This is a genomic window from Escherichia sp. Lx600-2, assembly GCF_036662595.1.
Lineage (GTDB): Bacteria > Pseudomonadota > Gammaproteobacteria > Enterobacterales > Enterobacteriaceae > Escherichia > Escherichia coli.
The window spans coordinates 14492-29661 of the sequence record NZ_JAYQWM010000052.1; the positions used below are offsets into that span (position 1 = coordinate 14492).

11 protein-coding genes are annotated in these 15170 nt (G+C 51.3%); 6 read left to right on the plus strand and 5 right to left on the minus strand.

The window, feature by feature from the left end; genetic code table 11:
- The first annotated feature begins 21 nt into the window (after positions 1-21).
- On the plus strand, positions 22-1518 hold the full coding sequence (locus OQV04_RS16925; protein ID WP_001163137.1) for a M16 family metallopeptidase: 1497 nt from the start codon (positions 22-24) through the stop codon (positions 1516-1518).
- Between the two features lie 95 nt (positions 1519-1613).
- On the opposite strand, the gene kdgK is transcribed toward OQV04_RS16925, so the two are convergent.
- Positions 1614-2543: a 2-dehydro-3-deoxygluconokinase gene (kdgK, locus tag OQV04_RS16930; RefSeq protein WP_247806737.1), complete on the minus strand. Its 930-nt coding sequence runs from the start codon at positions 2541-2543 to the stop codon at positions 1614-1616.
- Between the two features lie 231 nt (positions 2544-2774).
- Here kdgK and pdeH point away from each other — a divergent pair, with 231 nt between their 5' ends.
- Positions 2775-3542: a cyclic-guanylate-specific phosphodiesterase gene (pdeH, locus tag OQV04_RS16935; RefSeq protein WP_032280871.1), complete on the plus strand. Its 768-nt coding sequence runs from the start codon at positions 2775-2777 to the stop codon at positions 3540-3542.
- Positions 3543-3611: 69 nt separating this feature from the next.
- Positions 3612-5669: an AsmA family protein gene (locus OQV04_RS16940; RefSeq protein WP_032280870.1), complete on the plus strand. Its 2058-nt coding sequence runs from the start codon at positions 3612-3614 to the stop codon at positions 5667-5669.
- 181 nt (positions 5670-5850) lie between these two features.
- On the opposite strand, the gene OQV04_RS16945 is transcribed toward OQV04_RS16940, so the two are convergent.
- The 3 genes from OQV04_RS16945 to OQV04_RS16955 all read right to left on the minus strand — a co-directional run bounded on the left by OQV04_RS16945 (position 5851) and on the right by OQV04_RS16955 (position 9527).
- Positions 5851-7173: an MFS transporter gene (locus OQV04_RS16945; protein WP_001149003.1), complete on the minus strand. Its 1323-nt coding sequence runs from the start codon at positions 7171-7173 to the stop codon at positions 5851-5853.
- 392 nt (positions 7174-7565) lie between these two features.
- The gene (gene yhjD / locus OQV04_RS16950; protein WP_021557300.1) at positions 7566-8579 is read right to left on the minus strand and encodes an inner membrane protein YhjD; all 1014 of its coding nucleotides are present in this window, start codon (positions 8577-8579) and stop codon (positions 7566-7568) included.
- Positions 8580-8627: 48 nt separating this feature from the next.
- Positions 8628-9527 carry a LysR family transcriptional regulator gene (locus OQV04_RS16955; protein WP_001383633.1) on the minus strand — a complete coding sequence of 300 codons (900 nt, stop codon included), beginning with the start codon at positions 9525-9527 and terminating at the stop codon, positions 8628-8630.
- A 519-nt stretch (positions 9528-10046) separates the two neighbouring features.
- On the opposite strand from OQV04_RS16955, the gene OQV04_RS16960 reads away from it, so the two are divergent.
- Positions 10047-10649: a helix-turn-helix transcriptional regulator gene (locus OQV04_RS16960; protein WP_001167676.1), complete on the plus strand. Its 603-nt coding sequence runs from the start codon at positions 10047-10049 to the stop codon at positions 10647-10649.
- A 50-nt stretch (positions 10650-10699) separates the two neighbouring features.
- On the opposite strand, the gene OQV04_RS16965 is transcribed toward OQV04_RS16960, so the two are convergent.
- Entirely contained in the window at positions 10700-12349 is a 1650-nt protein-coding gene (locus OQV04_RS16965) for an alpha,alpha-trehalase (protein ID WP_000934216.1), read from the minus strand.
- Positions 12350-12753: 404 nt separating this feature from the next.
- On the opposite strand from OQV04_RS16965, the gene ccp reads away from it, so the two are divergent.
- On the plus strand, positions 12754-14151 hold the full coding sequence (gene ccp / locus OQV04_RS16970; protein ID WP_000784815.1) for a cytochrome c peroxidase: 1398 nt from the start codon (positions 12754-12756) through the stop codon (positions 14149-14151).
- 210 nt (positions 14152-14361) lie between these two features.
- A partial coding sequence (locus tag OQV04_RS16975; protein WP_025765542.1) for a glutamate decarboxylase occupies positions 14362-15170 on the plus strand: 809 nt, incomplete at its 3' end.

A 15170-nucleotide genomic window follows, 5' to 3' on the forward strand; every position in this document is an offset into this window, starting at 1 on the left:
GATAGTTGATCAGGGGTTCACATGCAGGGCACAAAAATTCGACTTTTAGCGGGCGGTTTGCTGATGATGGCCACTGCTGGCTATGTGCAGGCAGATGCGCTCCAGCCTGATCCAGCATGGCAACAGGGGACGCTTTCCAACGGTTTACAGTGGCAAGTGCTGACCACCCCCCAGCGTCCCAGCGATCGTGTTGAAATTCGCCTGCTGGTTAATACCGGTTCGCTCGCCGAAAGTACACAACAGAGCGGTTACAGTCACGCCATCCCTCGTATTGCGCTAACGCAAAGCGGTGGCCTTGACGCAGCACAGGCGCGTTCATTGTGGCAGCAGGGGATCGACCCTAAACGCCCGATGCCGCCGGTAATTGTCTCTTATGACACCACGCTGTTTAATCTGAGTTTGCCCAATAACCGTAACGACTTGCTGAAAGAAGCGCTCTCTTATCTGGCAAATGCCACTGGCAAACTGACCATCACACCAGAAACCATCAACCACGCGCTGCAAAGTCAGGACATGGTGGCAACCTGGCCTGCCGATACTAAAGAGGGCTGGTGGCGCTATCGTCTGAAAGGGTCAACCTTGTTAGGTCACGATCCTGCCGATCCGCTGAAACAACCCGTTGAAGCGGAAAAGATTAAAGATTTCTATCAGAAATGGTACACCCCGGATGCAATGACGCTGCTGGTGGTGGGAAACGTGGATGCGCGCTCGGTTGTCGACCAAATCAACAAAACGTTTGGCGAACTGAAAGGCAAACGTGAAACACCGGCTCCGGTGCCGACGCTTTCTCCGCTGCGTGCGGAAGCGGTGAGTATTATGACTGACGCGGTGCGTCAGGACCGGTTATCTATCATGTGGGATACGCCGTGGCAGCCGATTCGTGAATCAGCCGCACTGCTGCGCTACTGGCGTGCGGACCTGGCCCGTGAGGCGCTGTTCTGGCATGTTCAGCAAGCGTTAAGCGCCAGTAACAGCAAAGACATCGGTCTTGGATTTGACTGCCGTGTGCTGTATCTGCGTGCGCAGTGTGCCATCAACATCGAATCACCAAACGACAAGCTGAACAGCAACCTTAATCTGGTGGCGCGTGAACTGGCGAAGGTTCGCGATAAAGGTCTGCCGGAAGAAGAGTTCAATGCGTTAGTGGCGCAAAAGAAACTGGAGCTGCAGAAACTGTTTGCCGCCTATGCACGAGCTGATACCGATATTCTGATGGGTCAGCGGATGCGTTCGTTGCAAAATCAGGTCGTCGATATCGCGCCGGAGCAGTATCAGAAACTGCGGCAGGATTTCCTTAACAGCCTGACTGTGGAGATGTTAAATCAGGATCTGCGTCAGCAGTTGTCGAATGATATGGCGTTAATACTGCTGCAGCCGAAAGGCGAGCCGGAATTTAACATGAAAGCGTTGCAGGCGGCCTGGGATCAAATCATGGCCCCATCTACCGCCGCTGCGACCACCTCTGTCGCCACGGATGACGTACATCCTGAAGTGACGGATATTCCACCTGCACAGTAATGCCTGATGGTGATGAGTTAGCACAACCATCAGGTATTTATGGATGAGCTGGATAGAGGGGTAACACTTTATCCAGCCTTTTGCATATGCTGCGTTTACGCTGGCATCGCCTCACGCGGGATAATCGCGCCGCGATACTGAATAACGGTACTTGCGGTCAGGTGCCCGCGTTTCGCTGCGTTTTCCGCACTGCCGCCCGTCAAACGTACCGCCAGATAACCGGCACTGAAAGAGTCGCCAGCTGCGGTGGTATCGATCACTTTTTCTTTCGGCAGTTTCACCGCCGGAACATCCACTAACCCTTCGCCAGCAATGGACACCAGGCAAGAATCCGCCCCGCGTTTCACCACCACTTCTTTCACGCCCGCGTTATGGGTGCGCGCAATGACGTCTTCCACCGGCTGTTGACCCCACAGCGCGTCTTCATCGTCCAGCGTCAGGAAGGCGATATCCGTGCATTCCAGCATTTGTTGGTACACCTGCTGTGTCTCTTCTTTGCTGGCCCACAGGCGCGGACGATAGTTATTGTCGAAAATCACTTTTCCGCCGTTGGCGCGGCATTCGCGCAGCAGGGAAAGCAGCTTTTCGCGGCTGGTCGGGCTTAAGATCGCCAGGCTAATCCCGCTCAGGTAGAGATAATCGAAATTCGCCAGCTCTGCACAAATCGCCGCAGACTGCTCGCTCTCCAGCCAGAATTTGGCAGCGGCTTCGTTACGCCAGTAGTAGAACGTACGTTCACCGGTGCTGTCGGTTTCAATGTAGTAAAGGCCCGGCAGACGGTTTTCCATCCGTTGGGTCAGGGAAGTATCAACGTTCTCGCCGTGCCAGGCGTCCAGCATCTGCTGGCTAAAACTGTCCGTTCCCAGCGCCGTTATGTAATGAACGGTTAATGCCGCAGGATCGACCTGACGGGCGATATAGACGGAAGTGTTCAGGGTATCGCCGCCGAAACCGCGCTTAACGTCCGCGCCTTTCTCGGAAAGCTCAATCATGCATTCGCCAATCACGGCAATCTTTTTGGACATAGTCGTGAACCTGATCTGTAAAAAATTAGCGTTAGTTTGCGCTGTGGTGGTTTGCTGGTCAACCATATTAAAACAGTGTTCCATTATTTTTTTGAGCCAGAACGTATTCCTGAAAGATTCCGTTGTGGAGAGGGGAAATTTACCCCGGCCAGGCGGTAAAGTTCTGCCCTTGCGCGCCGATAATCTTTGTCGAGTCCGGGCAGCATCACTTTTAAACACAGGACATCTTTGATGATAAGGCAGGTTATCCAGCGAATAAGCAACCCTGAAGCAAGCATCGAGAGCTTGCAGGAACGGCGTTTTTGGTTGCAGTGTGAGCGTGCTTACACCTGGCAGCCGATCTATCAAACATGCGGGCGGTTAATGGCCGTGGAGCTATTAACGGTGGTCACGCATCCCTTGAACCCTTCGCAACGCCTGCCGCCGGATCGCTATTTTACTGAAATCACCGTCAGCCATCGGATGGAGGTTGTGAAAGAGCAGATTGATTTGCTGGCGCATAAAGCCGACTTCTTTATAGAGCACGGCCTGCTGGCATCGGTCAATATTGATGGCCCTACGCTCATCGCCCTGCGTCAGCAACCAAAAATCCTGCGCCAAATTGAGCGTCTTCCCTGGCTGCGTTTCGAACTGGTGGAGCATATCCGTCTGCCGAAAGATTCAACCTTTGCCTCGATGTGTGAATTTGGCCCGCTGTGGCTGGATGATTTTGGTACCGGGATGGCAAATTTCTCTGCACTAAGTGAAGTGCGTTATGACTACATCAAAATCGCGCGAGAACTGTTTGTGATGCTGCGTCAGTCGCCGGAAGGACGCACACTCTTTTCTCAGCTTTTACATCTAATGAATCGCTATTGTCGCGGGGTGATTGTCGAGGGCGTAGAAACGCCGGAAGAGTGGCGTGATGTACAGAACTCGCCCGCATTCGCCGCACAAGGCTGGTTTCTTTCACGCCCGGCACCGATAGAAACGCTGAATACGGCGGTTCTGGCGCTATAAGCTGCCTCATTTTCCGCCTGGCTGGACTATCTTTAGGACTGGCACAGGAAGAATATGAGGAAGCGAACGATGAGCAAGGCAGGCAAAATAACCGCTGCGATTTCAGGGGCTTTCTTGTTGTTGATTGTCGTGGCGATCATTTTGATTGCAACTTTTGACTGGAATCGACTCAAACCGACCATCAACCAGAAAGTCTCTGCGGAGTTGAATCGTCCGTTCGCTATCCGTGGCGATCTGGGCGTGGTGTGGGAGCGGCAAAAGCAAGAAACTGGCTGGCGCAGCTGGGTGCCGTGGCCCCATGTACACGCGGAAGACATCATTCTTGGCAATCCACCGGATATTCCCGAAGTCACGATGGTGCATTTGCCACGCGTAGAGGCAACGCTGGCCCCGCTGGCGCTGCTGACCAAAACGGTCTGGCTGCCGTGGATCAAGCTCGAAAAGCCCGACGCGCGCCTGATTCGCCTCTCTGAAAAGAACAATAACTGGACGTTTAATCTTGCCAACGATGACAACAAAAACGCGAATGCAAAGCCGTCGGCGTGGTCGTTTCGGCTGGATAATATTCTGTTCGATCAAGGGCGGATCGCCATTGATGACAAAGTAAGCAAAGCGGATCTGGAAATTTTTGTCGATCCGTTAGGCAAGCCGCTGCCGTTCAGCGAAGTTACTGGATCGAAAGGTAAAGCGGATACAGAAAAGGTGGGCGATTACGTTTTTGGCCTGAAGGCGCAGGGACGTTATAACGGTGAACCGCTCACTGGTACGGGAAAAATAGGAGGTATGCTGGCGCTGCGTGGCGAAGGGACGCCGTTTCCGGTACAGGCTGATTTCCGTTCAGGTAATACCCGTGTTGCTTTTGATGGCGTCGTGAATGACCCAATGAAGATGGGCGGTGTCGATTTACGGCTTAAATTTTCTGGCGATTCACTGGGTGATCTCTATGAACTGACGGGCGTTCTGCTGCCCGATACCCCGCCGTTTGAAACAGATGGTCGGCTGGTAGCGAAAATCGACACTGAAAAATCGTCGGTCTTTGATTATCGCGGTTTTAATGGGCGCATTGGCGATAGCGATATCCACGGTTCTCTGATCTACACCACCGGCAAGCCACGACCAAAACTCGAAGGTGATGTCGAGTCGCGGCAATTGCGGCTGGCGGACCTGGGACCGTTGATTGGCGTTGATTCCGGGAAAGGGGCTGAAAAGTCGAAACGGTCTGAACAGAAGAAGGGCGAAAAAAGCGTTCAGCCTGCGGGCAAAGTGCTGCCTTATGACCGCTTCGAAACCGATAAATGGGACGTTATGGATGCCGATGTTCGCTTCAAAGGGCGGCGCATTGAGCATGGCAGTAGCCTGCCGATTAGCGATCTTTCTACTCATATCATCCTCAAAAATGCTGACCTGCGCCTGCAACCGCTGAAATTTGGCATGGCGGGCGGCAGCATTGCGGCGAATATTCATCTGGAAGGCGATAAAAAGCCGATGCAGGGGCGGGCAGATATTCAGGCTCGTCGACTGAAACTGAAAGAACTGATGCCCGATGTGGAACTGATGCAGAAGACGCTGGGGGAAATGAACGGTGACGCGGAACTACGCGGTAGCGGTAACTCGGTGGCGGCGCTTTTAGGCAACAGTAACGGCAACCTGAAACTGTTGATGAATGACGGGCTGGTGAGCCGCAACCTGATGGAGATTGTTGGGCTGAATGTCGGCAACTACATTGTCGGTGCGATATTTGGTGACGATGAGGTGCGGGTGAACTGCGCGGCGGCGAATCTGAATATTGCCAACGGCGTGGCGCGCCCGCAGATTTTTGCTTTCGATACTGAGAACGCGTTGATTAACGTTACCGGCACGGCAAGTTTTGCTTCGGAACAGCTGGATTTGACTATTGATCCGGAGAGTAAAGGAATTCGGATTATCACACTGCGTTCGCCGCTGTATGTGCGTGGGACGTTTAAAAATCCGCAGGCTGGGGTGAAAGCCGGACCGCTGATTGCCCGTGGTGCTGTTGCTGCGGCACTGGCAACGCTGGTAACACCGGCGGCGTTATTGGCACTGATCTCACCTTCCGAAGGGGAGGCTAATCAGTGTCGGACGATATTGTCGCAGATGAAGAAGTGATGATAATTGCCGGATGTCTGACATCCGGCAATTAAACAGATTTAGATTGTTGGCAAAGTGTGCTTTGTTCATGCCGGATGCGGCGTGAACGCCTTATCCGGCCTACAAATCCTTGCGAATTCAATATATTGTATGGAAATTCAGGCCTGATAAGCGTAGCGCATCAGGCTTTTCACTCTTATTACAACGACTGATGTCGCGTCTCATGGGTCAGCAGCAGGGCGATTAACGTCAAGCCAGCCATCGCCGCCAGATATAACCCCACCGCACCTAACCCGTAGTTAGTCTGCAACCAGGCTGCGATATACGGCGCAACGGAAGCCCCGAGAATCGACGCTACGTTGTAAGAGAACGATGCTCCGGTGTAACGCACTTCTGTCGGAAACAGCTCTGGTAACAGCGCACCCATTGGCCCGAAGGTCAGCCCCATCAGACTTAACCCCAGCAGCAGGAAGGCAAAAACCAGAATCGGGTTGCCAGAACCGAGCAGCGGGTTAAAGGCGAACAGCGCGAACAGGATGATCAGCGTGGTGATAATTACCATGCTTTTACGGCGACCAAAGGCATCAGCCAGTAATCCGGCGACTGGCACCATCACGCCAAAACCAATAACTGCCATCATCAGCATCCACAACACTTCGTTACGCGGCAGGCCAAGCCCAACTGGCGCGGCGGCGGTACTGAAGGTCATCGAGTAGACCGTCATGATGTAAAATAGCGTATAGGTTGCCAGCATGATGAACGTACCCAGTACGGTTACGCGAACATGTTTGGTCAGCAGCGTACCCAGCGGGATCTTCACCTGTTTTTTCGCTTTAGCGACTTTCTCAAACACCGGCGACTCATGCAGCGACACGCGAACATACAGGCCGATAATGACCAGCACCGCCGAGAAGATAAATGGCACACGCCAGCCCCAGCTCATAAACTGCTCGTCGGTCAGTAGCCAGGAAAGCAGCAAGAAAGTGCCGTTGGCAAAGAAGAAGCCAATCGGTGCGCCCAGCTGTGGGAAGGAGCCATACAGAGCACGTTTGCGCGGTGGGGCGTTTTCAGTCGCCAGCAGCGCCGCGCCGCCCCATTCACCGCCTAAGCCCAGACCCTGACCAAATCGAGCCAGCGCCAGCAGCAGCGGGGCGAAAATACCAATCGTGGCATAGCCCGGCAGCAGACCAATCACCACGGTCGAAATCCCCATCGTTAGCAACGAGGCGACCAGCGTCGCTTTACGCCCAACGCGATCGCCAAAATGACCAAAAACGGCAGAGCCAATGGGGCGCGCGACGAAGGCGATGGCGAAGGTGGCGAGCGACTGTAGCGTTGCTGCCGTTGGATCGCCCTGCGGGAAGAAGATATGCGGAAACACAATAACGGCCGCAGTGGCGTAAATATAAAAGTCGAAGAACTCAATGGCCGTGCCAATGAGAGAGGCGACAAGGACTTTATTACGCGAGTTGATCGGCGTGTATTCTTGCTCGTGGTCGAGAGTTGTGGCTGTTGCTTGCATAATCTTTTCTTATTTTTTGGCTAACGAATAGCCATATTACGCACAGCAAAAGTGATATTTCAATGTGTAACAAATCGCGGAAATGGTCAAAAATAAGGCAAAAAGGGGATAATGTTTAGGCCAGTGATTTTTCTTCTATGAAATGCTTCACATAATTTTATAAATGGTGGATAAAACTGGTTTCAGGTTAAATAAAAGTTACCAACTGGATTTATATGCTGGGGTTATGAGTTGGCATGAAATTGTTTGCTCCCAAATAGATGGCTGAAGAGGCTCTGGGGAAGAGTTTCAAGAGGTTATGTGCGCATTATAGCCGGATGCGATGCTGGCGCATCTTATCCGGCCTACGGGGAGCCAGGCCGAATAAATTCGTACGCCGCATCCGGCCTATTTTAAGGCTGCGTTTTCCCCGGCATTCGCGGGTCGTCTTTATATTCGGCGGTGGCAATCCACGCCGCGCAAAACAGCGTCAAACGGGCGAAGAAGTAGAAAAATGCCATCAGCCCCAGCACGGAACCAAATGCTGCACCAGAGGGGGATTTCATCAGCGATGGCAGGGTGTAGGTCATCACGATTTTAATCACTTCAAAACCAATAGCAGCCAGAAATGTTCCGCGAATCAGGGCTTTTTTGCGCGGACGGTGGCGCGGTAACCGCCAGAAGATCCAGAAGAAAAGCAGATAGTTGGCGAAGATGGAAATCGCCAGGCCAATCAACCGCCACGTCGGTTTCAGCCACTCAATGCTGTTCAGGTGCAGGGCGCTAATAATCATTTGCTGCGCCGAACCGGCAACCGAGGTGATCGAAAGCGTCACAATCAGCGCAATCAACAAACCAATCAGCGAAATAAAATCACGCAGATATTTTACCCAGAACTTCTCCTGATCTTGCGGCGAGCGTTCCCAGACATCGCGCGACTGGGCACGAATCGCTTCACGCAGGTTACCCATCCAGTTGATGCCGGAATAAAGCGCCACCGCCAGGCCGACAAGCCCTACAGTCGTACGCTGCTGAACGGCGGTGTTGATGGTGTTTTTCAACGTAGCGGCTAGCGTCGGATCGCTGATGTTTTGCAGAATTTTGTCGAAGATATCCTGTAGCAACATCGGATGGGAGGCCAGCACAAAGCCCCCTGCGGCAAACGACACCATCAAAATCGGGATCATCGACAAAAATGAGAAATAGGTGATAGCCGCACCAAACTGGTTACCCAGCCGATCGTTAAAGCGTTCTGTCGCGCGAATAAGGTGCGCAATAATCGGTTGGCGTTGGACTTTTTCGGCAGTGGTGGTGACGGTTTCCAGCGCCTGGCTAACTTTGCCGCCTTTCTCGCTATTATCCAACGGCTTAATCGGCTCGTGCTCCAGATCCTGGGTGGGACGTTTGATCTCGTTTTCCTGCGTCATCCGCTCTTTTGTCCTTCTGTCGTGGTCATTCTTAAAAAGTATAGTCGGTCAGTCCAGGTACTCTTTCATTACGCCAGCCAGCCACTGCATAAACAGGTTTACACGCCGGGAAAGCTCCCGACGCTGCGGATAAACCAGCGAAAGGGAGAGCGGCTCGGCACGGTAGCCTGGCAACACTTCAATAAGCCGCCCGGCACGCAGGGCTTCGCGCACGGCAATGCGCGGGATCTGAATAATCCCCAGACCGGCAAGACCGGCGGCGAGATAGTTTTCGCTACTGTTTACCGTCAACATGCCGCCAGACTTAAACCACTGGACGCCATTAACGCTGGCAACCTCAAAACCTAACGGATGTACACCCAGGTGCGGTGTATAACGCACTATTGCGTGTGAAGTCAGATCATCGGGGCTTTGCGGATAACCAAAGCGCGTCAGATAGTGCGGACTGGCACAGTTGACCATGGTCAGTTTGCCGAGGGGACGGGCGATAACGCCATCTTCCGGTAACGCGCCAGTGCGTATCACGCAATCAAAACCATCATGAAGAATATCTACCGGACGGTCATGGCTACTCAGTTCCAGCTCAATTCCCGGATGCAGATAGAGAAATTCCGACAGGCGCGGCAGTAACAGGCTTTTCGCGATTCCTGGCGGGATGTCGATGCGTAATTTACCGCTGATACTGGTGGCATCCTGTTGAAACAGACCGTCCAGTTCGTTGAGATTACTCAACACATCTTTTGCCCGTTGATAATAGGTCATGCCTTCTGGCGTGAGTTTGACCCGTCGCGTGGTGCGCTGGAGAAGCTGGGTGCCAAGTTGATGTTCCAGTGCCTGTATCTGGCGCGAAACACTTCCCTTTGGCAAAGCAAAGAAATCCGCTGCGCGGGAAAAACTTTCCAGCTCCGCGACTTTGATGAACAACTGCATTGCGTGAATTTTATCCATTTCTTTGACCGATTGTTGTTCACAGCGAAACAGTAACGCGCATATCGCATTGTTTATTGTTTTTTCTAACATCTAATGCCGGGTTTCACAATGTTGTCATGACGAATGTGGCGATTTCTCAGCATGAAAAGGGCGGAATAGCTTTCTGAGAAAGGTGAATCCCCTTAAACAGAGCGTATTTTTCAGCGATTCCCTTTAAAGTGAATAGAGGACGTATTGGCTATTTGTGCTTATTTTTGTCTCATTGCCGTTTGTTATTTTGGCTTGTGGTCGCGGAATTTCATTTTTAATTGCATGCGTACTAACCATCAATATAAGGAAATCCTCAAAATTGTTTTAAATAGTGCCCTCGACATGTAATTTCAGGCGTTTAGCTGTAACTATTTATATCGGTAACTATTTTCTACGCGTCATCTCTGTAGAATGGCCACCGCCAAATGGCGAATTCTTATTTTTTCTCGCGGGTAATACCCTTCCACTACTTAAGTCTTTTTAACATATTCAGGTGGAGATTCAGTTATGCAAATAGTCATGTTTGACAGGCAGTCAATATTTATTCATGGAATGAAAATCAGTTTACAGCAGCGTATTCCAGGAGTGAGTATTCAGGGGGCCAGTCAGGCAGACGAGTTATGGCAAAAGCTGGAAAGTTACCCTGAAGCTTTAGTTATGCTCGATGGCGATCAGGATGGTGAATTTTGCTACTGGCTGCTGCAAAAAACCGTGGTGCAATTTCCTGAGGTTAAGGTGTTAATTACGGCGACGGATTGCAATAAACGGTGGTTACAGGAAGTTATCCATTTTAATGTGCTGGCCATTGTGCCTCGTGATTCAACCGTCGAGACATTTGCGTTGGCGGTAAATAGTGCGGCGATGGGGATGATGTTTCTGCCTGGAGACTGGCGGACGACGCCGGAAAAGGACATTAAAGATCTCAAATCGTTAAGCGCCCGCCAGCGGGAGATTTTAACCATGTTAGCGGCGGGCGAATCAAATAAGGAGATCGGCAGAGCGCTGAATATCAGTACCGGAACGGTAAAAGCGCATCTGGAATCCCTGTATCGCCGTCTGGAAGTGAAAAATCGCACCCAGGCGGCAATGATGTTAAATATCTCCTCCTGAAGAGGATAATTTTACAGCCAGCAGGAAGTTAGCGGCTGGCTGTAAAAATATTATGGTTCGCCGTACAAACCAATTAAACGGCGTACCACACCGTTAGTCCAGCCAAACCCATCCTGCAACGGATACTCGCCACCGCCGCCTTCGCGGGGAACACCATCGGCAATATGGTATTTTTCGATCAGTTTGTGCTGTTCCAGATAGAACTGATTCACCGTCTTCAGCCAGCTTCGCGCGATTTCATCACCCAGAAGGTCATCGCCATACATTTTAAATCCCTGAATTGCCATCCACTGTAACGGTGCCCAGCCGTTGGGTTTATCCCACTGTTCACCGGTTTCGTACTCGCTTGCCAGAATCCCGCCAGGTGTCAGTAACCGACTGCGCACGGCGTTTGCCAGACGATCGGCCTGTTCATGGTTCGCCATACCGACATAGAGTGGCACAATGGCGGCAGCGGAAAACAGCGCCAGTTGTTCGCGTCGCCAGTCGTAATCGCGGTAGATGCCGTTTTCATCATCCCAGAGGTAACGGTTTACCGCATCGCGACGGGCACTGGCCTTCTGGCGGAACAGTGCTTCTGTCTCTTTCTCACCTTTCAGCGCCGAGATGTTGGCGATGGCGCTCTCCAGTTTAAACAGGAAGGCATTCAGATCGATGGGGATGAACTGGGTGGTACGAATGCTCGCCAGACGACCAGTATCACGCAGCCAACGGGAAGAGTAATCCCAACCGGAGGCCGCCCCCGCGCGTAAATCGCGGTACACCTCGTTGGGCGGGCGACCAGAATGTTTCGCGGTTTCAACGTCCTCAAGCCAGGATTCGTCACGCGGCGTGTCGCGATCGTCCCAGTAACGGTTGAGCAGCGATCCGTCCGGCATCCGCACAACATGGCGATAGGCCTGATTAGGGATCAACGATTCTGCACCGTCCATCCAGAAGGCATATTCCATTTTCAGGTGGTCGAGATAGCGGCGCGCACCGCGTACACCATCTTCTTCAAACAACTCCACCATCAGCGCAAAAACCGGTGGTTGCGAGCGGCTCAAATAATAGGTGCGGTTGCCGTTGGGGATGTGACCGTAGTTTTCGATCATCCAGGCGAAGTTATCGGCCATGCATTTCAGCAAATCTTCCCGACCACTTTCCGCCAGCCCCAGCATGGTGAAGTAGGAATCCCAATAGTAGGTTTCGCTAAAACGGCCGCCCGGGACAATATATGACTGCGGCAGCGCCAGCAGAGAAGACCACGGAATGTGATCCTGTGGTTCGCGGGTTAGCACCGGCCACAACTGGTCGATATGCTCTTTCAGGGAATTTTGCGGGTCCGATACATACTCGCTGGAGTAGACCTCCGGCAGCCAGAAGTGATTTTCAACAAACTTGCGCAAGTCAAAATCACGATGACGGCGCACTTTACGGTAGCGGATTAAAATATCCAGCGGGTCCATTTTGGGTGCGCAGTCGGGAAAGGTTTTACTGTCGGGGAAAATTTTCGCCGACTGAACATGCTCGAACAGTTCGAGATAGCGATCGGCAGGCGTCAGCGCATCAGAGGCGGGCAGCCCTTCAATCATCTCGGGTTCCGGTTCTGCCTCGATCATCTCATCCAGTTTTAATTCATACGGGTCCAGTTCATAGCAGAGATCGACCTCGATCATCAGTTCGTCTGGATTAGGGTTTTGAATTTTCTGATTGAGCATAAGGATCCAACCTCCGAAATTCGTCGCTAATTATCGGGCTTTTCTTTAAGGGTAGTCATTCGCTCCGCCTGGTGGGCGACAAAGCGTGCGGTGGATCACGTTTATTAACCTGTCAAAAAATATAACGCACTAATATCAATGGAATTTATAAAAATACAGATTTCGTGTTGTTTTTCATTTTCAGAACATTCAATCCTGCTCTTGCCGCAATCATGATATGCCATTCCTGATCTGGGTAATAGGCACAGGCTATCTTATTGATAGTTTATATTCATGTAATTGATTGATTCCTATCAAAAAGCGTATCTCCCTGTTTTTTATGATGGCTTTGTCTCGCAGAGACGTTTGCAGCATTCTGGAAAATTTTCTGGGTCACAATAACTCACCACCGTGAGGGAAGAATAATGAAAATGGTCTCACGTATTACCGCGATCGGCCTGGCTGGCGTCGCGATTTGCTATTTAGGGTTATCTGGTTATGTGTGGTACCACGATAATAAACGCAGTAAACAGGCCGATGTTCAGGCATCTGCTGTCAGTGAAAATAATAAGGTTTTAGGCTTTCTCCGCGAAAAAGGATGCGACTATTGCCACACGCCTTCGGCAGAATTACCCGCCTATTATTATATTCCTGGCGCGAAACAGTTGATGGATTACGACATTAAGCTTGGATATAAATCTTTTAACCTCGAGGCCGTGCGTGCTGCTCTGCTGGCTGATAAACCCGTTTCGCAAAGCGATCTGAATAAGATTGAATGGGTGATGCAGTATGAAACTATGCCGCCAACGCGTTATACCGCGCTACACTGGGCGGGTAAGGTGAGTGATGAAGAGCGGGCGGAAATACTGGCCTGGATTGCAAAACAGCGCGCGGAATATTACGCCAGCAATGATACTGCTCCGGAGCATCGCAATGAACCGGTGCAGCCCATCCCGCAAAAACTGCCTACCGATGCGCAAAAAGTGGCGTTGGGCTTTGCGCTGTATCACGATCCCCGTTTATCGGCTGATAGCACCATTTCATGCGCTCATTGCCATGCGTTGAATGCGGGGGGCGTCGATGGCAGAAAAACATCGATTGGTGTTGGTGGCGCAGTTGGGCCGATTAACGCGCCGACGGTATTTAACTCAGTATTTAACGTTGAGCAGTTCTGGGATGGTCGTGCGGCAACATTGCAGGATCAGGCTGGTGGACCGCCGTTGAACCCGATTGAAATGGCGTCAAAATCCTGGGACGAAATTATTGCTAAGCTGGAAAAAGATCCGCAGCTTAAAGCGCAGTTCCTCGACGTCTATCCGCAAGGTTTCAGTGGCGAAAATATTACTGATGCCATTGCTGAATTTGAGAAAACATTAATTACGCCGGATTCCCCATTTGATAAATGGTTGCGTGGGGATGAAAATGCGCTGACGGCGCAACAGAAAAAAGGCTATCAATTATTTAAAGATAACAAATGTGCAACTTGTCATGGTGGAATTATTCTCGGCGGACGTTCCTTCGAACCGTTGGGGCTGAAAAAAGACTTTAACTTTGGGGAAATTACGGCGGCGGATATTGGTCGTATGAATGTGACTAAAGAAGAGCGTGATAAATTGCGTCAGAAAGTACCCGGTTTACGTAACGTTGCTTTAACGGCACCGTACTTCCATCGCGGTGACGTGCCGACGCTGGACGGGGCGGTGAAACTGATGTTGCGCTATCAGGTAGGCAAAGAGCTGCCGCAGGAGGATGTGGATGATATCGTAGCTTTCCTGCACAGTCTGAACGGGGTGTACACGCCGTATATGCAGGATAAACAATAATTAATTTGATCGCCCGAACAGGAATGTTTGGGCGATTTTTATTACGATAATAAAGTCTGTTTTTAATATTATCATGTTAAATGTTTATATTATAAAAAGTCGTTTTTCTGCTTAGGATTTTGTTATTTAAATTAAGCCTGTAATGCCTTGCTTCCATTGCGGATAAATCCTACTTTTTTATTGCCTTTAAATAAATTTAAGGAGTTCGAAATGGACCAGAAGCTGTTAACGGATTTCCGCTCAGAACTACTCGATTCACGTTTTGGCGCAAAGGCCATTTCTACTATCGCGGAGTCAAAACGATTTCCGCTGCACGAAATGCGCGATGATGTCGCATTCCAGATTATCAATGATGAATTATATCTTGATGGCAACGCTCGTCAGAACCTGGCCACTTTCTGCCAGACCTGGGACGACGAAAACGTCCATAAATTGATGGATTTGTCGATCAATAAAAACTGGATCGACAAAGAAGAATATCCGCAATCCGCAGCCATCGACCTGCGTTGCGTAAACATGGTTGCCGATCTGTGGCATGCGCCTGCGCCGAAAAATGGTCAGGCCGTTGGCACCAACACCATTGGTTCTTCCGAGGCTTGTATGCTTGGCGGGATGGCGATGAAATGGCGTTGGCGCAAGCGTATGGAAGCTGCAGGCAAACCAACGGATAAACCAAACCTGGTGTGCGGTCCGGTGCAAATCTGCTGGCATAAATTCGCTCGCTACTGGGATGTGGAGCTGCGCGAGATCCCTATGCGCCCCGGTCAGTTGTTTATGGACCCGAAACGCATGATTGAAGCCTGCGACGAAAACACCATCGGCGTGGTGCCGACTTTCGGCGTGACCTACACCGGTAACTATGAGTTCCCGCAACCGCTGCACGATGCACTGGATAAATTCCAGGCCGACACCGGTATCGACATCGACATGCACATCGACGCTGCCAGCGGTGGCTTCCTGGCACCGTTCGTCGCCCCGGATATCGTCTGGGACTTCCGCCTGCCGCGTGTGAAATCGAT

Excerpts from the sequence above, each read along its gene's own strand:
- OQV04_RS16925 (WP_001163137.1), top strand. The coding sequence starts at position 22 with ATGCAGGGCACAAAAATTCGACTTTTAGCGGGCGGTTTGCTGATGATG.
- kdgK (WP_247806737.1), bottom strand. The coding sequence starts at position 2,543 with ATGTCCAAAAAGATTGCCGTGATTGGCGAATGCATGATTGAGCTTTCC.
- pdeH (WP_032280871.1), top strand. The coding sequence starts at position 2,775 with ATGATAAGGCAGGTTATCCAGCGAATAAGCAACCCTGAAGCAAGCATC.
- OQV04_RS16940 (WP_032280870.1), top strand. The coding sequence starts at position 3,612 with ATGAGCAAGGCAGGCAAAATAACCGCTGCGATTTCAGGGGCTTTCTTG.
- OQV04_RS16945 (WP_001149003.1), bottom strand. The coding sequence starts at position 7,173 with ATGCAAGCAACAGCCACAACTCTCGACCACGAGCAAGAATACACGCCG.
- yhjD (WP_021557300.1), bottom strand. The coding sequence starts at position 8,579 with ATGACGCAGGAAAACGAGATCAAACGTCCCACCCAGGATCTGGAGCAC.
- OQV04_RS16955 (WP_001383633.1), bottom strand. The coding sequence starts at position 9,527 with ATGGATAAAATTCACGCAATGCAGTTGTTCATCAAAGTCGCGGAGCTG.
- OQV04_RS16960 (WP_001167676.1), top strand. The coding sequence starts at position 10,047 with ATGCAAATAGTCATGTTTGACAGGCAGTCAATATTTATTCATGGAATG.
- OQV04_RS16965 (WP_000934216.1), bottom strand. The coding sequence starts at position 12,349 with ATGCTCAATCAGAAAATTCAAAACCCTAATCCAGACGAACTGATGATC.
- ccp (WP_000784815.1), top strand. The coding sequence starts at position 12,754 with ATGAAAATGGTCTCACGTATTACCGCGATCGGCCTGGCTGGCGTCGCG.